At 71.0% G+C, this 23,372-nt stretch carries 20 protein-coding genes; 7 read left to right on the top strand and 13 right to left on the bottom strand.

The window, feature by feature from the left end:
• The first annotated feature begins 286 nt into the window (after positions 1-286).
• The 5 genes from tkt to pgl are packed head-to-tail and all read left to right on the top strand — an operon-like array spanning position 287 to position 6,906.
• Entirely contained in the window at positions 287-2,371 is a 2,085-nt protein-coding gene (gene tkt / locus ACZ3IJ_RS17250) for a transketolase (RefSeq protein ID WP_467468952.1), read from the top strand.
• A gap of 32 nt (positions 2,372-2,403) precedes the next feature.
• Entirely contained in the window at positions 2,404-3,522 is a 1,119-nt protein-coding gene (tal, locus tag ACZ3IJ_RS17245; RefSeq protein ID WP_467468950.1) for a transaldolase, read from the top strand.
• A gap of 5 nt (positions 3,523-3,527) precedes the next feature.
• Complete coding sequence (gene zwf / locus ACZ3IJ_RS17240) at positions 3,528-5,060, top strand: glucose-6-phosphate dehydrogenase (RefSeq protein ID WP_467468948.1); 1,533 nt, start codon at positions 3,528-3,530, stop codon at positions 5,058-5,060.
• Positions 5,057-6,127, top strand: a complete 1,071-nt coding sequence (opcA, locus tag ACZ3IJ_RS17235; RefSeq protein WP_467468946.1) for a glucose-6-phosphate dehydrogenase assembly protein OpcA — start codon at positions 5,057-5,059, stop codon at positions 6,125-6,127. Before zwf ends, opcA begins: the two co-directional genes overlap by 4 nt.
• A complete protein-coding gene (gene pgl / locus ACZ3IJ_RS17230) occupies positions 6,124-6,906 on the top strand; it encodes a 6-phosphogluconolactonase (protein ID WP_467468944.1) in 783 nt (260 codons plus the stop codon). Before opcA ends, pgl begins: the two co-directional genes overlap by 4 nt.
• Positions 6,907-6,927: 21 nt before the next feature.
• Here the strand turns inward: pgl and ACZ3IJ_RS17225 are convergent, their stop codons facing one another.
• The 6 genes from ACZ3IJ_RS17225 to ACZ3IJ_RS17200 form a co-directional block, all read right to left on the bottom strand.
• A complete protein-coding gene (locus tag ACZ3IJ_RS17225; RefSeq protein ID WP_467468942.1) occupies positions 6,928-8,451 on the bottom strand; it encodes a PH domain-containing protein in 1,524 nt (507 codons plus the stop codon).
• The gene (locus tag ACZ3IJ_RS17220; protein WP_467468940.1) at positions 8,448-8,948 is read right to left on the bottom strand and encodes a PH domain-containing protein; all 501 of its coding nucleotides are present in this window, start codon (positions 8,946-8,948) and stop codon (positions 8,448-8,450) included. The genes ACZ3IJ_RS17225 and ACZ3IJ_RS17220 overlap by 4 nt, the downstream gene beginning before the upstream one ends.
• A gap of 3 nt (positions 8,949-8,951) precedes the next feature.
• Positions 8,952-10,604 carry a glucose-6-phosphate isomerase gene (gene pgi / locus ACZ3IJ_RS17215; protein WP_467469091.1) on the bottom strand — a complete coding sequence of 551 codons (1,653 nt, stop codon included), beginning with the start codon at positions 10,602-10,604 and terminating at the stop codon, positions 8,952-8,954.
• A 91-nt stretch (positions 10,605-10,695) separates the two neighbouring features.
• Positions 10,696-11,460, bottom strand: coding sequence for a sugar isomerase domain-containing protein (locus ACZ3IJ_RS17210; RefSeq protein WP_467468938.1), 765 nt, complete (start codon positions 11,458-11,460; stop codon positions 10,696-10,698).
• Between the two features lie 77 nt (positions 11,461-11,537).
• Positions 11,538-12,674 carry a serine hydrolase domain-containing protein gene (locus ACZ3IJ_RS17205; protein ID WP_467468936.1) on the bottom strand — a complete coding sequence of 379 codons (1,137 nt, stop codon included), beginning with the start codon at positions 12,672-12,674 and terminating at the stop codon, positions 11,538-11,540.
• Positions 12,675-12,706: 32 nt separating this feature from the next.
• Positions 12,707-13,378 (bottom strand): DUF4097 family beta strand repeat-containing protein, encoded by a 672-nt coding sequence (locus tag ACZ3IJ_RS17200; RefSeq protein WP_467468934.1) that lies wholly within the window; start codon positions 13,376-13,378, stop codon positions 12,707-12,709.
• A gap of 242 nt (positions 13,379-13,620) precedes the next feature.
• Between ACZ3IJ_RS17200 and ACZ3IJ_RS17195 the strand changes: the two genes are divergently transcribed.
• The gene (locus ACZ3IJ_RS17195) at positions 13,621-14,349 is read left to right on the top strand and encodes a GbsR/MarR family transcriptional regulator (RefSeq protein ID WP_467468932.1); all 729 of its coding nucleotides are present in this window, start codon (positions 13,621-13,623) and stop codon (positions 14,347-14,349) included.
• A gap of 25 nt (positions 14,350-14,374) precedes the next feature.
• On the opposite strand, the gene ACZ3IJ_RS17190 is transcribed toward ACZ3IJ_RS17195, so the two are convergent.
• Positions 14,375-15,292, bottom strand: coding sequence for an N-acetylglucosamine kinase (locus ACZ3IJ_RS17190; RefSeq protein ID WP_467468930.1), 918 nt, complete (start codon positions 15,290-15,292; stop codon positions 14,375-14,377).
• A 111-nt stretch (positions 15,293-15,403) separates the two neighbouring features.
• On the opposite strand from ACZ3IJ_RS17190, the gene ACZ3IJ_RS17185 reads away from it, so the two are divergent.
• Positions 15,404-16,216, top strand: coding sequence for a MurR/RpiR family transcriptional regulator (locus ACZ3IJ_RS17185; protein WP_467469089.1), 813 nt, complete (start codon positions 15,404-15,406; stop codon positions 16,214-16,216).
• A gap of 91 nt (positions 16,217-16,307) precedes the next feature.
• Here ACZ3IJ_RS17185 and ACZ3IJ_RS17180 read toward each other — a convergent pair whose 3' ends face one another.
• The 6 genes from ACZ3IJ_RS17180 to ACZ3IJ_RS17155 all read right to left on the bottom strand — a co-directional run bounded on the left by ACZ3IJ_RS17180 (position 16,308) and on the right by ACZ3IJ_RS17155 (position 23,372).
• Positions 16,308-16,643, bottom strand: a complete 336-nt coding sequence (locus ACZ3IJ_RS17180) for an RNA polymerase-binding protein RbpA (protein WP_003976875.1) — start codon at positions 16,641-16,643, stop codon at positions 16,308-16,310.
• A 77-nt stretch (positions 16,644-16,720) separates the two neighbouring features.
• Positions 16,721-16,951 carry a preprotein translocase subunit SecG gene (gene secG, locus ACZ3IJ_RS17175; protein ID WP_137990086.1) on the bottom strand — a complete coding sequence of 77 codons (231 nt, stop codon included), beginning with the start codon at positions 16,949-16,951 and terminating at the stop codon, positions 16,721-16,723.
• Positions 16,952-17,063: 112 nt separating this feature from the next.
• Positions 17,064-17,819 carry a triose-phosphate isomerase gene (tpiA, locus tag ACZ3IJ_RS17170; protein WP_467469087.1) on the bottom strand — a complete coding sequence of 252 codons (756 nt, stop codon included), beginning with the start codon at positions 17,817-17,819 and terminating at the stop codon, positions 17,064-17,066.
• Positions 17,820-17,849: 30 nt separating this feature from the next.
• Positions 17,850-19,061, bottom strand: a complete 1,212-nt coding sequence (locus ACZ3IJ_RS17165; protein WP_467468927.1) for a phosphoglycerate kinase — start codon at positions 19,059-19,061, stop codon at positions 17,850-17,852.
• A 110-nt stretch (positions 19,062-19,171) separates the two neighbouring features.
• A complete protein-coding gene (gap, locus tag ACZ3IJ_RS17160; RefSeq protein WP_352186288.1) occupies positions 19,172-20,182 on the bottom strand; it encodes a type I glyceraldehyde-3-phosphate dehydrogenase in 1,011 nt (336 codons plus the stop codon).
• A 226-nt stretch (positions 20,183-20,408) separates the two neighbouring features.
• The gene (locus ACZ3IJ_RS17155) at positions 20,409-23,372 is read right to left on the bottom strand and encodes a M14 family metallopeptidase (protein ID WP_467468924.1); all 2,964 of its coding nucleotides are present in this window, start codon (positions 23,370-23,372) and stop codon (positions 20,409-20,411) included.

Genomic DNA, 23,372 nt, shown 5'->3' with positions numbered 1-23,372 from the left:
CTCCCCGGATGAAGACGGGGTGAAGACTTGCGCGTACCACGCCACTGTAGACGTTGCCCAGACGCCGATCTTCGCGGGGGTGGGGTCGTGTTGGGGGGCCTTGTCCCAAGGGGTGGACAGCGTTCGGGAGGCGAAGTGACAGAGTGACCCGCACTCTTGCCGTGTCTTCTGTTTTCCGGGGCCCGCACTCGAAAAGATGGGCGTGATGACGGGGGTAGGCTCGACAACGCCGGTACACCCTCAGTCACCGGCTTCCAGTACATGTGGAGAGGAGCCCTGACTCAGGGTGAGCACTAAGCCGACCACCACAGACCTCGAGTGGACCGAGTTGGACCAGCGGGCCGTGGACACCGCCCGCATCCTGGCAGCGGACGCCGTACAGAAGGTCGGCAACGGCCATCCCGGTACGGCCATGAGCCTCGCGCCCGCCGCGTACACCCTCTTCCAGAAGGTGATGCGCCACGACCCGGCCGATCCGGAGTGGGTGGGGCGCGACCGGTTCGTGCTGTCCGCCGGTCACTCGTCCCTGACCCTCTACACCCAGTTGTACCTGGGGGGCTTCGGGCTCGAGCTGGACGACCTGAAGGCGTTCCGCACCTGGGGTTCGAAGACCCCGGGCCACCCGGAGTACGGACACACCGCGGGCGTGGAGACGACGACCGGCCCGCTGGGCCAGGGTGTCGCCAACGCCGTGGGCATGGCGATGGCCGCCCGTTTCGAGCGCGGTCTGTTCGACCCGGAGGCGGCCCCCGGCACCTCCCCGTTCGACCACCGGATCTACGCGATCGCCGGTGACGGCTGCCTGCAGGAGGGCATCTCCGCCGAGGCGTCCTCGATGGCCGGTCACCAGAAGCTCGGCAACCTGATCCTGCTGTGGGACGACAACCACATCTCGATCGAGGGCGACACCGAGACGGCCGTGTCCGAGGACACGATGAAGCGGTACGAGGCGTACGGCTGGCACGTTCAGCGGGTCGAGCCGCAGGCCAACGGCGACCTGGACCCGGCGGGTCTGTTCGCGGCGATCAAGGCCGCCGAGGCCGAGACCGACCGTCCGTCGTTCATCGCGATGCGCTCGATCATCGCCTGGCCCGCCCCGAACGCCCAGAACACCGAGGCCGCGCACGGCTCGGCGCTCGGCGACGAGGAGATCGCGGCCACCAAGCGGATCCTCGGCTTCGACCCGGAGCAGACCTTCGAGGTCTCCGACGAGGTCATCGGCCACACCCGTTCGCTGGGCGACCGCGGCCGTGAGTCGCGCGCCGCGTGGGAGAAGTCCCTCGCCGAGTGGCGTACGGCCAACCCGGAGCGGGCGGCCACGTTCGACCGCGTCCAGGCGAACGAGCTGCCCGAGGGCTGGGAGTCGAAGCTCCCGGTGTTCGAGGCAGGCAAGGGCATCGCCACCCGCGCCGCGTCGGGTAAGGTCCTGCAGTCGCTCGGCGCCGTGATCCCGGAGCTCTGGGGCGGCTCGGCCGACCTGGCCGGATCGAACAACACGACGATCGACAAGACCTCGTCGTTCCTGCCCGAGGGCAACCCGCTCCCCGAGGCGGACCCGTACGGCCGCACGATCCACTTCGGCATCCGCGAGCACTCCATGGCCGCGGAGATGAACGGCATCGCGCTGCACGGCAACACCCGTGTCTACGGCGGCACCTTCCTGGTGTTCTCCGACTACATGCGCAACGCCGTCCGGCTGTCCGCGCTGATGCACCTGCCGGTGACGTACGTCTGGACCCACGACTCGATCGGTCTGGGCGAGGACGGCCCGACGCACCAGCCGGTGGAGCACCTGGCGTCGCTGCGCGCGATCCCCGGTCTGAACGTCGTCCGTCCGGCGGACGCCAACGAGACCGCCATCGCCTGGCGCGAGATCACCAGGCGCCACACCCGCGTGTTCGGAAAGGGCGCCCCGCACGGTCTGGCCCTGACCCGTCAGGGTGTGCCGACGTACGACTGGAACGAGGACGCCGCCAAGGGCGGCTACGTCCTGTTCGAGGCGGACGGCGACGCCCAGGTCGTGCTGATCGGCACCGGCTCCGAGGTGCACGTGGCCGTCGAGGCCCGGGAGCAGCTCCAGGCCGCCGGCGTCCCGACCCGTGTGGTCTCGATGCCGTCCGTCGAGTGGTTCGAGGAGCAGGACCAGGCGTACAAGGACTCCGTCCTGCCGCCGTCGGTCAAGGCGCGTGTGGCCGTCGAGGCCGGTGTGGGTCTCACCTGGCACAAGTACGTCGGCGACGCCGGCCGGATCGTCTCGCTGGAGCACTTCGGTGCCTCCGCCGACGCGAAGGTCCTCTTCCGCGAGTTCGGCTTCACGCCGGAGGCCGTGGCCGCCGCGGCCCGGGAATCTCTGGACGCCGCGGCGCGCTGACGCCACTAGACACGAATTTTGGAGAACCTCTCATGACAGACGCTCTCAAGCGCCTCTCCGACGAAGGCGTCGCGATCTGGCTGGACGACCTCTCGCGTCAGCGGATCACGTCCGGAAACCTGGCCGAGCTGATCGACCAGCAGCACGTGGTGGGTGTGACCACCAACCCGTCCATCTTCCAGAAGGCGATCTCGGAGGGCCACGGCTACGACCAGCAGCTCGCCGACCTCGCCGCCCGCAAGGTGACCGTGGACGAGGCCATCCGCATGATCACGACGGCTGACGTGAGGGACGCCGCCGACATCCTGCGCCCGGTCTACGACTCCACGGACGGCCAGGACGGCCGGGTGTCGATCGAGGTCGACCCCCGTCTGGCCCACGACACGGCGGCGACCATCGCCGAGGCCAAGCAGCTGGCCTGGCTGGTGGACCGCCCCAACACGCTCATCAAGATCCCGGCCACCAAGGCGGGTCTGCCGGCGATCACCGAGGTCATCGGCCTCGGCATCAGCGTCAACGTGACGCTGATCTTCTCGCTGGAGCGCTACCGCGCGGTCATGGACGCCTACCTGGCGGGTCTGGAGAAGGCCCGCGAGCGCGGCCTCGACCTCTCCAAGATCCACTCGGTGGCGTCCTTCTTCGTCTCCCGGGTGGACTCGGAGATCGACAAGCGCCTGGACGCCCTCGGCACGGACGAGGCCAAGGCCCTCAAGGGCAAGGCGGCGCTCGCCAACGCCCGTCTGGCCTACGAGGCGTACGAAGAGGTGTTCTCCGGCGACCGCTGGGCCGCCCTGGACAAGGCGCAGGCCAACAAGCAGCGTCCGCTGTGGGCCTCGACCGGCGTCAAGGACCCGGCGTACAAGGACACCCTGTACGTGGTGGACCTGGTCGCGCCCGGCACGGTCAACACCATGCCGGAGGCGACCATGGAGGCCACCGCCGACCACGGCGAGGTCACCGGCGACACCGTGCGCGGCACGTACGAGCAGTCGCGCGCCGAGCTGGAGGCCGTCGAGAAGCTCGGCATCAGCTACGACGACGTGGTACAGCTGCTTGAGGACGAGGGCGTCGAGAAGTTCGAGGCGTCCTGGAACGACCTGCTCAAGTCGACCGAGGCGGAGCTTCAGCGCCTCGCACCTTCGGAGGCGTAAGCACTTTGAGCGCAGTCCACGGAGCCAACCCGCTCCGTGACGCCGCAGACCGACGGCTCCCGCGTATCGCGGGGCCGTCGGGTCTGGTGATCTTCGGTGTCACGGGCGATTTGTCCCGTAAGAAGCTGATGCCTGCCGTCTACGACCTCGCCAACCGCGGTCTGCTGCCGCCGGGCTTCTCGCTCATCGGCTTCGCCCGCCGTGAGTGGCAGGACGAGGACTTCGCGCAGGAGGTCTACGAGGCCGTCAAGCAGCACGCCCGCACCCCGTTCCGCGAGGAGGTGTGGCAGCAGCTGATCCAGGGGATGCGCTTCGTCCAGGGCGACTTCGACGACGACGACGCCTTCGACCAGCTGAAGACCACCATCGAGGAGCTGGACAAGGCGCAGGGCACGGGCGGCAACTTCGCCTTCTACCTCTCCGTGCCGCCGAAGTTCTTCCCGCTGGTCGTCCAGCAGCTGAAGAAGCACGGCCTGGCCGAGCAGAAGAACAACTCCTGGCGCCGCGCGGTCATCGAGAAGCCCTTCGGCCACGACCTGGCCTCCGCCAAGGAGCTCAACGAGGTCGTGCACGAGGTCTTCCCGCCCGAGGCGGTCTTCCGGATCGACCACTACCTGGGCAAGGAGACCGTCCAGAACATCCTGGCGCTCCGCTTCGCCAACACCCTCTTCGAGCCGATCTGGAACCGGTCGTACGTCGACCACGTGCAGATCACCATGGCCGAGGACATCGGCATCGGCGGCCGTGCCGGGTACTACGACGGCATCGGCGCCGCCCGTGACGTCATCCAGAACCACCTCCTCCAGCTGCTCGCGCTGACCGCGATGGAGGAGCCCGCCTCCTTCGACGCGGACGCGCTCGCGGCCGAGAAGACCAAGGTGCTCGGCGCGGTGAAGCTGCCCAAGGACCTGGGCGCCTCGACCGTGCGCGGCCAGTACGCGCCGGGATGGCAGGGCGGCGCGAAGGCCGTCGGCTATCTGCAGGAGGACGGCATCGACCCCAAGTCGAAGACCGACACCTTCGCGGCCATCAAGCTGGAGATCGACAACCGCCGCTGGGCGGGCGTCCCGTTCTACCTCCGTACCGGCAAGCGGCTCGGCCGCCGCGTCACCGAGATCGCGGTGGTCTTCCAGCGCGCGCCGCACTCGCCGTTCGACAAGACGGCGACGGAGGAGCTGGGGCAGAACGCCCTGGTCATCCGCGTCCAGCCGGACGAGGGCGTGACCATGCGGTTCGGCTCCAAGGTTCCGGGCACCTCGATGGAGGTCCGGGACGTGTCGATGGACTTCGCCTACGGCGAGTCCTTCACGGAGTCCAGCCCCGAGGCGTACGAGCGGCTCATCCTCGATGTGCTGCTCGGCGACTCGAACCTCTTCCCGCGGGTCGAGGAGGTCGAGCTGTCCTGGAAGATCCTCGACCCGATCGAGCAGTACTGGGACAAGCACGGCAAGCCCGCACAGTACCCGTCGGGTACCTGGGGTCCGGTCGAGGCGGACGAAATGCTCGCACGAGACGGACGGAGCTGGCGCCGGCCATGAAGACCGACCTGACGGACACCACGTCCAGCAAGATCAACAAGGCGCTGGTGCTCGGACGTCGCGCCATCGGCACGCCCGCCGTCGGCATGGTGCTCACCCTCGTCATCGTCACCGACGAGGAGAACGCCTACGACGCGCTCAAGGCGGCCAACGACGCGTCCCGCGAACACCCTTCGCGGACCCTGGTGGTCATCAAGCGGGTCTCGCGTTCGCCGCGGGACCGCGCGAAGGCGCGGCTCGACGCCGAGGTCCGCCTCGGCGCCGACGCCAGCACGGGGGAAACGGTTGTCCTCCGCCTCTACGGCGAGGTCGTCGACCACGCCCAGTCGGTGGTCCTTCCGCTGCTCCTCCCGGACGCGCCCGTCGTCGTCTGGTGGCCGGTCAACGCCCCGGCCGACCCGGCGAACGACCCGCTGGGCGCGCTCGCCCAGCGCCGGGTGACCGACACGTACGCCTCCGAGCAGCCGATCCACGAGCTGACCGGGCGCGCGGACACGTACACCCCGGGCGACACGGACCTGGCCTGGACCCGGATCACCCCGTGGCGTTCGATGCTGGCCGCCGCGCTGGACCAGGTCGTGTGCGAGGTCACCTCGGCCGAGGTGGAGGGCGAGGAGTTCAACCCGAGCGTCGAGCTGCTCGCCATGTGGCTGGCGGACCGGCTGAAGGTACCGGTGCGCCGGTCCACGTCGGCAGGCCCGGGGCTCACCTCCGTGCGGATGGAGTCCACCTGCGGGCCGATAGTCCTCGACCGGCCGGACGGTTCGCTGGCGACGCTCTCCATCCAGGGCCAGCCGGACCGCGGTGTGGCGCTCAAGCGCCGCGACACGGCCGAGCTGATCGCGGAGGAGCTGCGCCGGCTCGACCCGGACGACACGTACGCCTCGGCGCTGCGGTTCGGGCTCGACCGGCTGGACGAGGAGTCGAAGACGACGGCTCCGGCGGATGCGGCGGCCGGCCGGGAAGCCGCTGCGGCGGACCCGGCGGCGACCGCGGCCGATCCGGCCCACCAGGCGGCCAAGGCGCCCGCGAAGAAGGCTCCGGCCAAGAAGGCGGCGGCCAAGTGAGCACTCCCCAGCTCGTCGTCCACCGCGACAAGGAGCTGATGGCGCAGGCCGCGGCGGCCCGGCTGATCACGCGGATCGTGGACGCCCAGTCCGCCCGCGGCTCGGCCTCCGTGGTCCTCACGGGCGGCCGCAACGGCAACGGGCTGCTCGCGGCGCTCGGTTCGGCCCCCGCGCGGGACGCGATCGACTGGTCGCGGCTCGATCTGTGGTGGGGCGACGAGCGGTTCCTGCCCGAGGGCGACCCGGAGCGCAATGTCACCCAGGCCCGTGAGGCGCTGCTCGGCCGCGTCCCGCTGGACCCGGCCCGGGTGCACGCGATGCCGGCCTCGGACGGACCGTACGGCAACGACGTCGAGGCCGCGGCCGAGGCGTACGCGGCCGAACTGGCCGCGGCCGCCGGTCCGGAGAACCACGGATCGGTGCCGGGCTTCGACGTGCTGATGCTGGGCGTCGGCCCGGACACGCACGTGGCCTCGCTGTTCCCGGAGCTCCCCGCGGTCCGCGAGACCGAACGCACGGTGGTGGGCGTGCACGGCGCGCCCAAGCCGCCGCCGACCCGGATCACGCTGACCCTGCCGGCGATCCGGTCCGCCCGTGAGGTCTGGCTCCTCGCGGCCGGCGAGGACAAGGCGAAGGCCGCGGCGATGGCGCTCTCCGGAGCGGGTGAGATCCAGGCCCCGGCAGCGGGCGCCCACGGGCGTTCGCGGACGCTCTGGCTGCTCGACGCGGCGGCCGCCTCGGAGCTGCCGCGCGCGCTCTACCCGCCGGCTTCGGCCTGACGGACGCTCGAGGGGCCCGGTTCACCGCACGGTGGACCGGGCCTCCTGCGTTTCCCGTACCTGTTCCAGGAAGGGCGCGAGCAGGTCCGGCACGGCCTCGGCGGCGAAGGTCAGTCCCTCGCCCTGCCCCGCGTCGTGGACGTCGTACGCGCCCGTGCCCGCGGCGGTCGTCGCGGTGAGCGTCAGCAGGCCGGCGCGCCGCTGGACGTACGACTGCCTGACGGTCCAGCCGATGACGCCGCCGCGCTGGAGGGCGACCGTGGTCCGGCGGACCGTGCCGGAGCGGGCCAGCAGGTAGTCGCCGGTGACGCCGTGCCCGAGGTTGCGGTAGGCGTCGCGCGCGAACACGACCGCGAGCGGGCCGAGGACGAGGGCGGTGCCGGCGGCCACGTAGAACAGGACCGGCGTGAGGAGGGCGCCGAGGACGGCGAGGACGCCGGCGGGGGTGAGCACGCTCCACAGCGCCCAGCGCAGCCGCCGGGTGCGGGCGGCGGGGGGATGGGCGGTGAGCGGCGCGCTCGTCGGGGGCTCGGACGCGCGCAGCACCTGCGCGGCGACCCGGTCGGCGACCGCGCGCGGCGCCGCGGGCAGCAGGGTCTTGGTGTCGGCGTGCTCCTCCTCGGCGCGCTCGGCGAGTCCGGTGGCGACGGCGTCGACGCGGGCGGCGCGGCACATCCGCACGCCGAGCGGCTCGACCAGTTCGACACCGCGCAGCCGGCGTTCCTCGATGGAGATCGAGCGGGCGGTGAACAGTCCGCGCCGGACCCGCAGGGTGCCGCCGGGCTCCCGCTCCAGGCGGTAGTTCCACCACATCTCGACCCAGAGGCCGAGTGCGCCGACGGTGCCGACGAGGACGGCCAGGGCGATCAGAACGAGGATCATGGAGACAACGGAGGTGCCCTGGAAGCGGTCGCCTATCCAGTCGATGACCTCCTTCTGCGCCCCGAACCACTCGCTGACCTGCATCACGGCACCGGCCGCCGCTCCTCCCAGGGCCACGGCGACGAAGGAGACCGGGGCGTAGCGGATCCAGCGCGGGTCGAGCTCGGCGAGCGCACCGTCGTGGCGGGTGTCCTCGGTGCCGGTGAGCGTCCGGTCGAGCAGCTCGCGACGGAGCCGTTCGCCCTCGGCCCTGGCGACCGGGTCGAGTTCGAGGGTGGACTCGCCGCCGCTGTGCTCGCCGGTGCCGATGCGGACCTTGACCAGGCCGAGAGCGCGCTGCAGCGGGTTGGCGGTCAGGTCGACACTGCGGATGCGTTCACGGGCCAGGGAGCGGCGTCTGACCAGGAAGAGCCCGGTGTGGAGTTCTGTGCGTTCGGCTCCGACGCGGTAGCGGGTGCGCCGCCAGCGGACGTGGTCGGCGGCCGAGCCGGCGCCGATGAGGAGCACCGCCCCGGCGAGGATCCAGCCGGCGGCCTTCCGGGCGGGCATGGCGTTGGTCAGGCCGAAGAAGGTGGGCAGGGCCGCGCCCGCGGCGACGCCCGCGAGGACGGCGGCGGTGACCAGGACCGTACGGCGGTCCAGGCGTCGCCACTCCTCGCTCATGTGGCGTCCCCGGGCGTGGCCTGGGTGATGCGGGTGAGCTTCTCCGCGAGCTCCGCGGCGAGTTCGTGGTCGAGACCCTCGACGCGGATCGCGCCCTTGGCGGAGGCGGTGGTCACGGTGACCGTGGCGAGCCGGAAGTACTGCTCCAGCGGGCCCCTGACGGTGTCGACGGTCTGGATGCGGGACATGGGGGCGATCCGCCACTCCTGCCAGAGGGCCCCCGTCCGGACGTAGACGGCGTCCTCGGTGACTTCCCAGCGGTGGACCCGGAACCACCAGGCGGGGAAGAACGCGGCGCAGGCGAGGCCGACGGCCGCCAGGACGGCGGCGGGCAGCCAGAGCCAGAACCGGGCCGGCGTGATCAACGCCCCGAGCACGCCGAGGACCGCCACCGGCACGGCGGTGGTCACCAGCCATTGGGTGCGCCACCAGCCGACGGCCCGTTCGTCGAGCGTGTTGCTCGGCGCCCGCAGCCGCACCGCGTTCTCCCCCGTCATCGGTCAGCGCCCCCTGAGCGTCCGATAGGTGTCGACGAGCGCGGCGGTCGAGCCGTCGAGCTCCTCACCGCCCGTGCCCTGGGTGAGCACCGGCTCGATCTCCTTGGCGAGGACCTTGCCGAGCTCGACGCCCCACTGGTCGAAGGAGTCGATGTTCCAGATCGCGCCCTGGACGAACACCTTGTGCTCGTACAGCGCGACGAGCTGGCCGAGGACCGAGGGGGTGAGCTCCCTGGCGAGGATCGTGGTGGTGGGGTGGTTGCCCTGGAAGGTCTTGTGCGGGACGAGTTCCTCGGCGACGCCCTCGGCCCGCACCTCCTCGGGCGTCTTGCCGAAGGCCAGCGCCTGCGTCTGGGCGAAGAAGTTGGCCATGAGCAGGTCGTGCTGGGCGACGAGACCGGGGGCGAGGTCGGCGACGGGCTCGGCGAAGCCGATGAAGTCGGCCGGGATGAGCTTGGTGCCCTGGTGGATCAACTGGTAGTACGCGTGCTGTCCGTTGGTGCCGGGCGTGCCCCAGACGACCGGACCCGTCTGCCAGTCGACGGGCTTGCCGTCGCGGTCGACGGACTTGCCGTTGGACTCCATGTCGAGCTGCTGGAGGTAGGCGGTGAACTTCGACAGGTAGTGCGAGTACGGCAGGACGGCGTGGGACTGGGCGTCGAAGAAACCGCCGTACCAGACGCCGAGGAGGCCGAGGAGCAGCGGCGCGTTCTCCTCGGCGGGGGCGGTGCGGAAGTGCTCGTCGACGAGGTGGAAGCCGGCGAGCATCTCGCGGAAGTGCTCCGGGCCGATGGCGATCATCAGGGAGAGACCGATGGCGGAGTCGTAGGAGTACCGTCCGCCGACCCAGTCCCAGAACTCGAACATGTTGGCCGTGTCGATGCCGAACTCCTGCACCTTCTCGGCGTTGGTCGACAGGGCGACGAAGTGCTTGGCGACGGCTTCCTGGCCGGCGCCCAGTCCGGTGAGGAGCCAGTCGCGGGCGGAGGTGGCGTTGGTGACCGTCTCGATGGTGGTGAACGTCTTCGAGGCGACGATGAAGAGCGTCTCGGCCGGGTCGAGGTCGCGGACGGCCTCGTGGAGGTCGGCGCCGTCCACGTTGGAGACGAAGCGGAACGTCAGATCCCGCTGGGTGTAGGCGCGGAGGGCCTCGTACGCCATGGCGGGACCGAGGTCGGAGCCGCCGATGCCGATGTTCACGATGTTCCTGATCGGCCTCCCGGTGTGGCCGGTCCACTCACCCGCGCGGACCTTGTCCGCGAAGGCGGCCATCTTGTCGAGGACGGCGTGGACGGCCGGGACGACGTTCTCGCCGTCGACCTCGACGACGGCGTCGCGCGGGGCGCGCAGCGCGGTGTGCAGGACCGCGCGGTCCTCGGTGGTGTTGATCTTCTCGCCGCGGAACATGGCGTCGCGCAGCTCGGCCACGCCGGTGGCCGCGGCCAGTTCGCGCAGCAGCGTCAGCGTCTCGTCGGTGACCAGGTGCTTGGAGTGGTCCAGGTACAGGTCGCCGACGCGCAGTGTGTACGCGGTGCCACGACTCGGTTCGGCGGCGAACAGCTCGCGCAGATGGGTGGCCCCCAGCTGCTCGCGGTGCTTGCCGAGGGCGGCCCATTCGGGAAGCTGGTTGAGCCTCGTGCGACCTGCTGCGTTCATCTCGGACATCGCCTACTTCTTCTCTTCCTGCCTGCTTGCCCCGCTGCGACTCCAACCTAATTGATCGCGGGGGCGGAAGGCGCGCGACGACTCAGTGCCCGCCGCGATGGAGCCGGCCCGCGTACCGGGCCTCCAGCACCGCGTTGCGTTCGTGGCCGCCCGGGAGGTTGGCGGAGACGTACACCGGCGGTTCGTGGCCCTCGGCGAGGAGCAGGGCGACCGCCTCGGCGACGACCATCTGCACGAGCAGGGACGAGGTGAGGGTGGAGACCCCGCAGAGCGCGGTGCCGTCCGGCAGGGGCAGCACGGCGTCGCCGGTGGGGGCGCCGTTGTCGAGGACGGCGTCGGCGAGGTCGGCGAGCCGGCGGCCGCTCGCGTGCAGGGCGGGGACGGCGTGGGTGTGGGTGCGCGAGGTGAGCGCGACGAGCCGGTGGCCGGCCCCGGTCACCTTGAGCGCCAGGTCGACGACGGCGCTGTTCACACCGGAGTTGGAGATGACCACGAAGAGGTCCTGCGGCCGCGGGGTGGCCAGGGCGTAGAGCCGGTCGGCGAGGCCGGGGGCGCGCTCCAGGAGCGGATCGGCGAGTACGGAGGGGTCCTCGCCGCCCCGCAGGACGAGGTCGGCGAGCGCGATCCGGCTGGTGGGCACGAGTCCGCCCGCGCGGCCCGCGATCTCCAGGGCCGCGGCCTGCGAGTGGCCGGTGCCGAAGGCGTGGACCACCCCGTCGGCGGCGACGCAGTCGGCGAAGAGGCGGGCGGCGGCGGTGACGGAGTCCTTGTTGGCGGCCACGACGTGTTCGACGGCCTCGCGCGCGTGATCGGCGAACAGAGCGGCACCGAGGGCGGGTTGGGGCATGGCGAGACCTCCACTGGTTCGTTGAACCGGACTCTGGTGAGCAATCCGATTCAATGAACCAGCCCGTCGGAGCACCGTCAAGACCCGGGGACGCCGGGCCGGCGGCTCGGCCCGGTGGACGCGGCCCGCCTGCCGAACACCTCGCCGACGAGCGTCTTCTGCGCCTTCTGGAACGCCGCGGCCGTGGCGGCGAAGTCCAGGTCGGCGTCCCCGGTGGTGAGTGAGGCGGTCAGCGTCCTCCGTCCGTCGGGGGTGCTGTACATCAGCGCCGCCCAGCCGAAGAAGCCGCCGTTGTGGTGGAGGATCGTCCCGCAGTCGTCCGTCTCCTCCACGAAGACCCCGAGGCCGTAGCCCAGCTTGGGGTGCGGCGTGCACATCTCGGCCAGCAGCGGGGCGGGCAGGAGGCGGCCGCCCAGCAGGGCGGAGAAGAAGGTGTGGAGGTCCTCGGTGGTCGAGATCATGTCGCCGGCGGCGGAGATCCAGGAGCCGTTGAAGCGGGTGACGTCGACCACCTTCCACTGGCCGGCGTCCTCGTACCGGTAGTAGCCGTGCGCGTGCGGCTCGGGGATCTCCGGCGAGGCGCCCGGCACCACGGTTCCCGACAGCCCCAGCGGCCGCAGGATCAGCCGCTCCGTCTCCTCCGCCAGCGAGCGGCCGGTGACCTCCTCGACCAGCAACTTGGCCAGCACGTAATTGGAGTTGGAGTAGCTCCAGTCCGCACCCGGCTCGAACCGCGCCGGCCTGGACAGGGAGAGGCGTACGAGCTCCTCCGGTTCGTACGTGTGGAACCGACGGTCCACGTACTCCTGGCCCTGCCAGGGAATGCCCGGCGCGACCGTCCCGTCGTCGTAGTACTCCCCGGTGTGGTTGAACAGCCCGCTGGTGTGCTGGAGCAGCATCCGCACCGTGATCCGGCGGTCGAGGCCGAACCGGGGCAGGTGGTCGTCCACCGGGCTGTCCAGCCCGATCCTGCCCTCGGCCACCAGCAGCAGCACGACGGTCGCGGTGAAGGTCTTGGTGGTGCTGCCGATCCGGAACCGCCCGTCGGTCGCCGGGGCGGCGCTCTCGCCGAGCTTGCGCACTCCGGCGCTGCCGACCCATTCGCCCCGCTCGTCGTTCACGCGCAACTGGACCCCGGCGAATCCGGAATCGACGATCTCCTGGATGGCCTTCCGCAGTTCGGGGCGGTCCTGTCCGGCAAGGGTGGGGGACATGAGGTGTGCTCCTTTTCCGTCGGTGAGGGGCGTCAGAGGCTGCGGGCGGTGATGTCGCCGTAGGCGGTGGTGGCGTGGATGGCCAGGCCGGGGGCGCCGTCGGCGTTCTTGAGCGCGTTGTGGATCCGGCCGTAGGAGGTCCCGGCGTCCAGGGAGGCGGAGACGCCGCGGGCGGCGCCGACCGTCACGTCGCCGGCCTCGGTACGCAGGACGACCGCGCCGCGCACGGCCTCGGTGACCCGCAGGTCGCCCTTCAGGGTGCGGATCTCCGCGTCGCCGCCCAGGCGGCCGACCGAGACGTCGCCGGCCTGGAGGGTCAGCCGGGCGGTCTCCGCCTCGTCGAGCTTGACCGTGCCCTGCGCGGCCGCGAAGGCGACCTGGCCGAGCCGCCCGACACCGCGGAGTTCGGCGTCGGCGCCCTTCGCCTCGACGTGGGAGCCGGCGGGCAGCTGGACCGTCACCTCGACGTATCCGGAGCCGCCGAGGATCTGGCTCTTCGCCTCCGGGGCCTGGACCCGCAGGACACCGTCGGCGAAGTCGACCGTGGTCTCCTTCGCCGCCTGGACGTCCCGGCTCTTCGAGGCGTTCGCGGGGCGGACCTCGACGGTGACGTCGGTCCGGTCGGCGGCGATGAACTGGATGCGTCCGGCGGGGACGTCCAGGACGGCGGAGACGGCGGCGGTGGTGGTGGCGAACTTCTGCATGGTGCTCTCCTAGTTCAGCGGCGGACGCCCTGTCGGCCCGCCGTTTCTGATAGTGGAAAGCTACGTTGCGTTCAGAATATCGGCAACACAAGCGTTGCGCTTTAACTGCGTTCTTGCAGGTAAATACCGGGAAATCGTTGCAACGGTTCTGAACGCAACGCAACAACACTCCCTCAGCTCGTTGCAATGAATCGCGGTGAACGCTATGCTGGCGATCTCTACGGATCATGAAGGAGACCGCGATGCCCGGAGGCAGGCTCACCCAGCCCGAACGTCAGCAGATCGCGCTGGGACTGGCCGACGGCCTCGCCTACGCCGAGATCGCCAGGCGCCTCGGCCGCCCGACCTCGACGGTCACGCGCGAAGTGATGCGCAACGGCGGCCCCACCGCCTACCGCGCCGACCTGGCCCACCGCGCGACCGAGCGCCGTGCCCACCGCCGCAGGCAGACCACGCCGTCGCAGGCGCCCCCGCGGGCCCACGGCCGCGACACCGAAGCCGTACGCGAGTACGAGGAGGTGTTCACCACCGTGATGATGCAGTCGGGCATGCCCAAGATGATGTCCCGGGTGATGGCCTCCCTCTGCCTCGCCGACTCGGGCAGCCTCACCGCGTCCGAACTCGCCGGACGCCTCCAGGTCAGCCCGGCGTCCGTCTCCAAGGCCATCACGTTCCTCGAAGGCCAGGGCATGATCCGCCGGGAGCGCGACGAACGCCGCCGCGAGCGCTACGTCGTGGACGACGACGTCTGGTACCAGTCGATGATGGCCAGCGCCCGCTCCACCGCCCACATAAGCGACATCGCGCGGCAGGGCGTCGGTGTCCTCGGGTCCGGCACCCCCGTCGGCAACCGCCTCGAGAACATCGCCCGCTTCCTCGACCACGTCTCCGAGAGCACCGCCCGCGCGGCGGAGCAGGCCCGCGCCATCCTCCACACGAAGCCCGAACCAGGCCCGGACGGCACCGCCTGAGCCGCCGCGCCCGGACCGCTGCCGCCTACCGGAGCCGGGCCAGGGCCACGGCGCCCGCCAGACCGTCCGGCACCGGGGACGGGACCAGACCCGCCGCCTCCACCCGCTCGGCGAAACGCGGCAGCAGCGGGCCGCCGGGGCCGAGCAGGCCTCCCGTGACCACCAGCGGCTCGCCCGGACACGGCGCCAACGCGCGGATGGTGGAGGCCAGTTCGTCCGCCGCGCGGTCGAGGAGGGACCCCGCCGTCCCGTCCCCGGCCCGCGCCGCCTCCACCACGAGGGGGCTGAGCGCCGCGAGCCGTACGGGGTGGCCGCCGAACCCGTACCCGACGACGGCCTCCTTGGTCAGTCCCCCGCACACCTCCCCGACCGCCTCCGTGAGGCTCGTGGCCGGGCCGCGGCCGTCCAGCGAGCGCAGGACCGCCCGGAGCGCCTCTCGCCCGAGCCAGTACCCGCTGCCCGCGTCGCCGAGGAGCCAGCCGTCCCCGTCCGCGGTCCGGACCACCCGGCGCCGCTCCACTCGCGCGGCGGCGGCGCCGGTGCCCGCGATCAGCACGAGCCCCTCCTCCGGGGCGCCCGGCCCGGAGGCGAAGGCGATGTCCGCGTCCCCCACCACCTCGACCCGGTCCGGGGCCGCACCGACACCGGACAGCGCCGCGGCGAGCGCCGAAGCGGCCTTCTCCACCCCTCCGCCGGGCCCGCCGCCCGCGAAGCCGGCGACGACGGAGACGACCGCGCCCGCCCCGCCGCGCGGCACGGCACCCCGCAGGGCCCGTGCCAGGTTCCGTACGAGATCGGCGGAGGCGACGCTCAGCGCGTTCCCCGCGCCGCCCACGCCCTCGCCCAGCACCGCGCCCGTCCCGGCGTTGGCGAGCCGCGCCCTGGTCCGCGTGCCCCCGGCGTCGATCCCGAGCACGCAGGGCTGAATCCCGGATTCGTTCATCAGCCCGCATGGTGGTTGATAGATTCACCGCTCGACAAGACCCGCGCACCAGGCAGGGCAGGAGGGAACGCGCCCGTGATCACCACGCTGATCCGCTCCGAACTGCCCCGCATGTCCGGCTCTCTGCGCAAGGTCGGCGTCTGGGTCCTCGATGGTCCGGACCGTGTGGCCGGGGTCTCCGCCGCGGAGCTGGGCCGCCGCACCGGTACGTCCCAGGCGACCGTGACCCGCTTCTGCCACGCCCTCGGCCTCGGCTCGTACCAGGAGTTGCTGCTCGCCCTGGCACAGGAGCGCGGCGAGAACGAACGCGGCGGGCAGGAACGGCCCCTGGGGCCGGACATCGGCCCCGACGATCCGCTCGCCCAGGTCGTCGCCGCCGTCGCCCAGGCCGACCTGGGGGCACTGCGCCGCACGGCCGAGTCTCTGGACCTCGACGCGCTGGAGCGGGCCGCGCGGATCCTCGCCGAGGCCCGCCGCGTCGACGTCTACGGCGTCGGCGCCTCCGGCGTCGTGGCCCTGGAGACCGAGGCGCGGCTCTTCGGCATCGGCCGCGACGCCCGCGGCTGGACGGAGGTGCACGCCGCGGAGACCTCGGCAGCGCTGCTCACGCCCGCGGACGCGGTGGTGGCGCTCTCCCACTCGGGCGCGACCCGCGAGGTCCTCTCGCCGCTGCGGCTCGCGGCCGAACGGGGCGCGCGGACCGTCGCGGTGACCGGCGACCCCCGCTCCCCCGTCGCCCGCGCCGCCTCGCTCCATCTGACGTCGACCTCGGCCGAGACCGGCTTCCGGCGCGGCGGCTTCGGCACACGGCATTCGGTGCTGCTGATCCTGGACTGCCTCTACGCGCGCGTGGCGCAGCTGACGTACGCGCGGGCGACCGCGGCGATGGCGCTCACCGCGCACATTCCCGGCAACCACCGCTGACCGGCACCGCAGTGGGCGGCGTACGCGAACGGGCCCCGCTCGCGAACCGAGTTCGCGGGCGGAGCCCGTTCGTCACACCGTCACACCACGCTCAGATCTCGCCGCGCAGTTTGGCGAGCGCCTCCGCGAGGATCGCCTCGCCGTCCGCGTCGCTGCGCCGCTCACGCACGTACGCGAGGTGCGTCTTGTACGGCTCGGTGCGCGGCGGGTCCGGCGGGTTGTCCCGGTCCTGACCGGCCGGGAAGCCGCAGCGCGGGCAGTCCCACGTCTCCGGAACCTGTGCGTCACTGGCGAAGCTCGGCTGCGTCTCGTGCCCGTTCGAGCACCAGAAGGAGATGCGGAGGCGCGGCGCCGACTCGCCCCGCTCGGCCTCCCCCATCGGCCCCGCTCCGACCCGGCTTCCCCGGATCGCGTTGCCACTTGCCACGGTCGTAACTCCCTGCGTGATGGTGCTCGAAGATGCCCCAGTCTACGTAAGGCCCAACGCGCGTCCAGTGATTGGAGTTACACGTCCAACTTCATCAGAAGCGCAAGTACGACAATGCACGCGAACCACAACAGACCGACCACGACGGTGATGCGGTCCAGGTTGCGCTCGGCAACCGAGGATCCACCGACGGACGACTGCATGCCACCGCCGAACATGTCGGAGAGGCCGCCGCCCTTCCCCTTGTGCATCAGCACGAGCAGCATCAGCAGCGCGCTGAAGACGATCAGGGCGATCGAGAACCCCATAACCACGGCTGGACCAACTTCCTCGGACTTATACGGACGGGGGCCGGGCATCTCGCGCCCGACCCCCGCAAGGGTACGACGGATCGTCGCTACCGCCTACTCACCGATCAGGTCACTGATCCCGGAAGCGGACGATCTTGACGAACTCGTCGGAGTCCAGCGCCGCGCCGCCCACCAGGGCACCGTCGACGTCGGGCTGAGCCATGATCGCGGCCACGTTTCCGGCCTTGACCGAGCCGCCGTACTGGATGCGGACCTTGTCGGCCAGCTCCTGCGAGTACAGCTCCGCGAGACGGCCGCGGATCGCACCGCAGACCTCCTGCGCGTCCTCGGGGGTGGCGACCTCGCCGGTGCCGATGGCCCACACCGGCTCGTACGCGATCACGATGGACTCGGCCTGCTCGGCCGGGAGGTCCTTCAGACCGCCGTCGAGCTGGTCGAGCGTGTACTGGACCTGCTGTCCGGCCTTGCGGACGTCCAGGCCCTCGCCGACGCAGAGGATCGGGGTGATGCCGTGCTTGAACGCGGCCTTCACCTTGGCGTTGCAGATCTCGTCCGTCTCGGCGTGGTACTGCCGGCGCTCGGAGTGGCCCACGGCGACGTAGGCGCACTTCAGCTTGGACAGCATGAGGCCCGAGATCTCGCCGGTGTACGCACCGGAGTCCTGCGCCGAGATGTCCTGGGCGCCGTACTTGATCTTGAGCTTGTCGCCGTCGACCAGGGTCTGGACGGACCGCAGGTCGGTGAAGGGCGGCAGGACCGCGACCTCGACGGCGTCGTAGTCCTTGTCGGTCAGCGCGAACGCGAGCTTCTGGACGTGGGCGATGGCCTCCAGGTGGTTGAGGTTCATCTTCCAGTTGCCCGCCATCAGCGGGGTGCGGGTGCTGCTCACAGGTGTTCAGTCCTCCAGTGCGGCGAGGCCGGGGAGCGTCTTGCCCTCGAGGTACTCGAGGGAGGCGCCGCCGCCGGTCGAAATGTGGCCGAAGGCATTCTCGTCGAAGCCCAGGGTGCGGACCGCGGCGGCGCTGTCGCCACCGCCGACGACGGTGAAGCCGGGGCTGTCGAGCAGGGCCTGCGCGACGGCCTTGGTCCCGCCCGCGTAGTCGGGGTGCTCGAAGACACCCAGGGGGCCGTTCCAGAAGACGGTCTCGGCGTCGGCCAGCTTCGACGCGTACAGCTCACGCGTCTTCGGGCCGATGTCGAGGCCCTCCTTCGTCGACGGGATCTTGTCGGCGTCGACGGTCTCGAAGTCGGCCGGGGCCTTGGTCTTCAGGTCCGGGAACTCCGAGGAGACGAGCACGTCGACCGGGAGCACGAGCTCGACGCCGTTCTCCTCGGCCCGCTTCATGTACTCCTTGACGGTCTCCACCTGGTCCTTCTGGAGCAGGGAGATGCCGACCTCGTGGCCCTGGGCGTAGAGGAAGGTGTACGCCATGCCGCCGCCGATGAGGAGACGGTCGGCCTTGCCGAGCAGCTCGTCGATGACGGCGAGCTTGTCGGAGACCTTGGCGCCGCCCAGGACGACCACGTACGGACGCCTGACGTCGGCGGTCAGCTTCTTCAGGACGCCGACCTCGGTGGCGATGAGGTAGCCGGCGGCGTGCGGCAGCCGGGCCGGGAGGTCGAAGACCGAGGCGTGCTTGCGGTGCACGGCGCCGAAGCCGTCGCCGACGTAGACGTCGGCGAGGGCGGCCAGCTGGTCCGCGAACGCGCCGCGCTCGGCGTCGTCCTTGGAGGTCTCGCCCGCGTTGAAGCGGAGGTTCTCGACGACGGCGACCTGGCCGTCGGCAAGGCCGGCGACGGTCGACCGGGCGGACTCGCCGACCGTGTCGGTCGCGAACGCCACCTCGGCGCCGAGCAGTTCGCCGAGGCGCGCGGCGGCCGGGGCGAGGGAGAACGCCGGGTCCGGGGCGCCCTTGGGGCGGCCCAGGTGCGAGGCGACGACGACCCGGGCGCCGGCGTCGGCGAGCGCCTTGACCGTGGGCAGAACGGCGCGGATGCGGCCGTCGTCGGTGATGGTGGTGCCGTCGAGCGGCACGTTGAGGTCGGCGCGGACGAATACGCGCTGGCCGGCGACGCCTTCGGCGAGAAGCTCGTCGATGGTCTTCATCTTCTACTGACTCCTTGGTACGCGGTGAAGCACACGAGACAGGGCTCGCACAGCGCATCATCGCGCTGTCCGAGCCCTGTACTCACATCGAGGTGCCGGTTCCGGAGGCTTTAGAGCTGGTTGCCCACGAAGACGGTGAGGTCGACGAGGCGGTTCGAGTAGCCCCACTCGTTGTCGTACCAGCCGAGGATCTTCACCGAGTTGCCCTCCTGGACCATGGTCAGGGAGGAGTCGAAGGTGCAGGAGGCCGGGTCGCTGACGATGTCCGAGGAGACGATCGGGTCCTCGGTGTAGAAGAGGATGCCCTTCAGGTCGCCGTCGTCGGCGGCCTTCTTGAACGCGGCGTTGACCTCGTCCTTGGTGACCTCGCGCTGCAGCGTGACGACCAGGTCGGTGGCCGAACCGGTCGGGACCGGGACGCGCATGGCGATGCCGTCCAGCTTGCCCTTGAGCTGCGGGAGGACCAGGGCGGTGGCCTTGGCGGCGCCCGTCGTGGTCGGGATGATGTTCTCCGCGGCGGCGCGGGCGCGGCGCAGGTCGGAGTGCGGGAAGTCCAGGATGCGCTGGTCGTTGGTGTACGCGTGGACCGTGGTCATCAGACCCTTGACGATGCCGAAGTTCTCGTCGAGGACCTTGGCCATCGGCGCCACACAGTTGGTGGTGCAGGACGCGTTCGAGATGACGTGGTGGTTCGCCGGCTCGTACTTGTCCTGGTTGACGCCCATGACGATGGTGATGTCCTCGTCCTTGGCCGGAGCCGAGATGAGGACCTTCTTCGCGCCACCGGCGATGTGCTTCTCGGCGTCGGCCTTCTTGGTGAAGATGCCGGTCGACTCGATGACGATGTCGACGCCCAGCTCGCCCCAGGGGATGTCGGCCGGGTTGCGCTCCGAGAGCACCTTGATGGTGTGGCCGTCGACGGTGATGGTGTCGGCGGTGTGGGTGACCTCGGCCTTGAGGCGTCCCAGGATCGTGTCGTACTTCAGCAGGTGAGCAGTGGTCGCGGTGTCACCCAGGTCGTTGACAGCCACGATCTCGATGTCGGCACCCTGCTCAAGGAGCGCCCGGAAGTAGTTGCGACCGATGCGGCCAAAGCCGTTGATGCCTACGCGGATCGTCACGAACCGATCTCCTCGTGAGAGTACGCCGGGTTCGACGCCGGCGAGATTCTTTTTTAGGGATGTCCCCGACCGCTTACGACCCTACCTCTCTCATCGGCTCAGAGTGACATCGCGTGCGGTCGAAATGCCTCGTGAAAGCACCGTGGCCCGTTATTACCGGCAGGTTCGGGCCACGGTGCCCATTTCGTCCCGATCACTGACTGTGATCAAAGGTGCGGGTGCCCGCTCAGCCGTGCAGCGTGCCGAGCGCCTTGCGGAGGAGTGCCGTGCGCTGCGCCGTACTCGTCACGTGCTCCAGGCCGAAACCGAGGAGAACGGTGTCACGGGTGGTGACCGCGGCCTGGGAGTGGAAGAGCCCCGCGGACCGGGTCCACTCGGTGCCGTTGCCGGGGCTGCCGGCCGGCGGCCCCGGCACGGACCAGGCGCCGAGGGAGGTCTCGAAGCCCTCGCTCTGGCCCGCCGTGCCGCGGACGACGAGCGCGGTGTCGTCGACGAAGGCGCCCATCTCGCCGGTCCCGGGGTCCGAGACGTACGAGATCGACAGCTCGACCTGCTTGCCCGCGTAGGCGCTCAGGTCGATCGACGCCTGTCGCCAGCCGTTGGAGGGGCCGGTGAAGGCGTGCCAGGCGCCGGTGGTGCCGGTCGTGGCGCAGCCGTCCTCGCCGACGGTCAGGTAGTGGGCGAGGAAGGGGTGGCCCTGGACGTAGTAGCCCTCGCCGCAGTCGGCCGGCGCGGCGGCGGAGGTGCCGCCGTTGGCGTCGGGCAGCGTGGTCCAGTCGTCCTGGCCGACGGTGTGGGCCTCGACGACGAGGTTGTCGTAGCCGGGCTCGGTGTCGTAGCTGACCTGGAAGCGCAGGCTCGGCGCGTCCGCCGCGGTGACGGCGGAGAGGTCGACGGTGCGGCTGAGGCGCGTCCAGGTGTCGTCGACGTGCCGGACGGCGGCGAAGGACGTGCCCTCGTACGGCTCGAAGGGGGTGCGGACGCCCGGGTAGTCGCCGGCGGACCGGCTGCTGCCGAACTGCGGGAACTCCCGCGGCTTCAGGGTGTCCGAGGTGACGGTGTACGCCCCGGCGTTGTCGAGCGGGTTGTCCGCCGCGCCGCCGAGGGAGCCGGTTGCGCCGCCGAATCCGCCGGCTCCGGCGAAGGACGGCGGACCGTTCAGTCCGGCCCGGTGGTAGGCGCCGAGGTAGTACTGGGCGAAGTCGTTGGACGTCGCCCGGCCGATGTCGACGAGTCCGCCGGACTTCTCACCGGCGTTGACGAGCTTGCCGCCCTCGTTGAGGTAGTCCCGTACGGCCATGGTGACGGGGCCCGAGGGCTCCTCGGCGCCGGTGTACCAGACGACCGTGCGGAAGTGGCTCAGCACGCCGAGCGCGTCGGGGGCACCCTGGGTGGCGACGTCCCAGACGGCGGAGGAGCGGCCGCTCCCCGCGAGCGCCGCCCGGTAGGCGGCGGTGTGCCGGGCGGCGGTGGTGCCGCCCTCCTCGGCGAGGACGAGCACGTCGCCGCGGGGCCGCTCGGCCACGGTGTAGCGGAAGGGGGTGGAGGAGGTCGTCCTGCCCTCACGGGTGCGGGCGGTGAACCAGACCTCGACGGTGTCGCCCGGGTCGGCGTCCTCGACCTCGGCCCGGTACTGGTCGAAGTAGAGGTTGTCCTCGCCGCCGTACGTCTCGCCGCCCTCCCAGGCCTCCAGACGCTCGGAGTGCGTACGGCCGCCGTTGATCCGGTACTTGAGCTCCTTGGAGCGCAGCGACTTGCGGGCGGTGACAGCGACCTCCTGGTCGCCGCCGCGGGCGTACGAGGTGGCGAAGGTGTGCGGGGTGAAGTCGGGCGCGTCGAGGCCGGTGACGGAGACGGGCCGGTCCGGATGGGCGGCGGTCTCGGCGACGGCGAGCGCGAACGGGACGTTCTTGGCGAACTCCGCCTGGATCAGCTTCTCGTCGTCCGGGAACGTGAAGACGGAGGCGCAGTCGGCGGGCTCCCAGGCGTCGTTCGGGTCGACGCGGGAGGCGGTGGCGCAGGTCGACATCTCGGGGGTGAACATCTGCATCCCGTTGACGTTCGCCGCGTGTCCGTCGGCCTCGCCGTTGGTGGTGTAGAGCTCCGAGGACACCTGCGGGCGGTATCCCGGCACGGCGGACTTCTCCGGGGTGCCGGCCAGCGACTTGAGCGCCACGTCGTCGGGGGTGTCGGTGGCGACCTGCCAGCCGACGCCGTAGAGCAGCAGCTGGGCGGCGGAGTGGTAGTTGATGCCGTACCGGAAGCCGATGCGCTTCTGGAAGGCGTCGAGCGCCTTCGTCTCGGGCTCGGACATCGGGCCGGTGCCGCGGTAGGTCTCGTCGGCCGGGTCGGGCGACGAACCCTCGTTGTCGTAGCCCCACTTGTAGGCGAAGTTGCGGTTGAGGTCGACGCCGTCGCCGGACTCCACGCGGCCGTCGCCGTCGTTGTCGCGCAGGTTCTTGCGCCACTGGCGGTTGACGGGGTCGGCGTGGGTGAAGTCGTAGCCGTCCGGGTTGGCGGAGAGCACGAACCAGAGTTCGGTGGAGTCGACGATCTTCGTGATCCGCGGGTCCGTGCCGTACCCGTCGAGGTAGTGGTGGAGCAGCCGCCGCGTCATCTCGGGGGTGATCCACTCACGGGCGTGCTGGTTGGACATGTAGAGGGTCGAGGGCTTCGAGCCGTCCCTGACCTTCTTGGCACCCTTGGTGACCTTCACGGCGAGGATGTCCTGACCCTTGACCGTCCGGCCGATGGAGACGACCTTCGTGAGGTCCGGGTGGGCCTGTGAGGTGGCCAGGATCTCCTGCTTGAGGCCGCCCGCGCCGCTGTACGGACGGAAGACGCCGTCACCGGCACCCGCGACCCGCTTCTCGGCCCTGGCGGAGAGGGTGTGCTCGGCGAGTTCGACGCCCTTGCCGCGCAGCCGCCCGGCCTGCGCGTCGGTGAGGTACAGCTCCAGCGTGGCGGAGCCCTTCTCGGGCACCTGTTCCGTCAGCTCATGGCCGTCGGTGCCCGCTTCGAGCAGCAGCGGTACCTGTTCCTTGGTGACCTTCGCGCGCCATACGGAGACGGCTTCGCCGTCGGCGCCGCCGCTCTCGCTCCGAGGTTGCGCGCCGGCGACGGGTGTCGCCGCCAGTCCCGCGATCAGCAGTGAAGCCGCGGCGAGGATCGCTCCCGCTCTGCGTCTCAT

This window comes from Streptomyces sp. NPDC013317 (assembly GCF_055563155.1).
Note: the sequence above shows the minus strand (reverse complement) of the source record. Positions and strands in the feature narration are given on the sequence as shown.

Bases quoted from the DNA above. Each gene is read 5' to 3' on its own strand.
- tal (WP_467468950.1), top strand. From the start codon at position 2,404: ATGACAGACGCTCTCAAGCGCCTCTCCGACGAAGGCGTCGCGATCTGG.
- opcA (WP_467468946.1), top strand. From the start codon at position 5,057: ATGAAGACCGACCTGACGGACACCACGTCCAGCAAGATCAACAAGGCG.
- ACZ3IJ_RS17225 (WP_467468942.1), bottom strand. From the start codon at position 8,451: ATGAGCGAGGAGTGGCGACGCCTGGACCGCCGTACGGTCCTGGTCACC.
- ACZ3IJ_RS17220 (WP_467468940.1), bottom strand. From the start codon at position 8,948: ATGACGGGGGAGAACGCGGTGCGGCTGCGGGCGCCGAGCAACACGCTC.
- pgi (WP_467469091.1), bottom strand. From the start codon at position 10,604: ATGAACGCAGCAGGTCGCACGAGGCTCAACCAGCTTCCCGAATGGGCC.
- ACZ3IJ_RS17210 (WP_467468938.1), bottom strand. From the start codon at position 11,460: ATGCCCCAACCCGCCCTCGGTGCCGCTCTGTTCGCCGATCACGCGCGC.
- ACZ3IJ_RS17205 (WP_467468936.1), bottom strand. From the start codon at position 12,674: ATGTCCCCCACCCTTGCCGGACAGGACCGCCCCGAACTGCGGAAGGCC.
- ACZ3IJ_RS17200 (WP_467468934.1), bottom strand. From the start codon at position 13,378: ATGCAGAAGTTCGCCACCACCACCGCCGCCGTCTCCGCCGTCCTGGAC.
- ACZ3IJ_RS17195 (WP_467468932.1), top strand. From the start codon at position 13,621: ATGCCCGGAGGCAGGCTCACCCAGCCCGAACGTCAGCAGATCGCGCTG.
- ACZ3IJ_RS17190 (WP_467468930.1), bottom strand. From the start codon at position 15,292: ATGAACGAATCCGGGATTCAGCCCTGCGTGCTCGGGATCGACGCCGGG.
- ACZ3IJ_RS17185 (WP_467469089.1), top strand. From the start codon at position 15,404: ATGTCCGGCTCTCTGCGCAAGGTCGGCGTCTGGGTCCTCGATGGTCCG.
- secG (WP_137990086.1), bottom strand. From the start codon at position 16,951: ATGGGGTTCTCGATCGCCCTGATCGTCTTCAGCGCGCTGCTGATGCTG.
- tpiA (WP_467469087.1), bottom strand. From the start codon at position 17,819: ATGGCGGGCAACTGGAAGATGAACCTCAACCACCTGGAGGCCATCGCC.
- ACZ3IJ_RS17165 (WP_467468927.1), bottom strand. From the start codon at position 19,061: ATGAAGACCATCGACGAGCTTCTCGCCGAAGGCGTCGCCGGCCAGCGC.
- ACZ3IJ_RS17155 (WP_467468924.1), bottom strand. From the start codon at position 23,372: ATGAGACGCAGAGCGGGAGCGATCCTCGCCGCGGCTTCACTGCTGATC.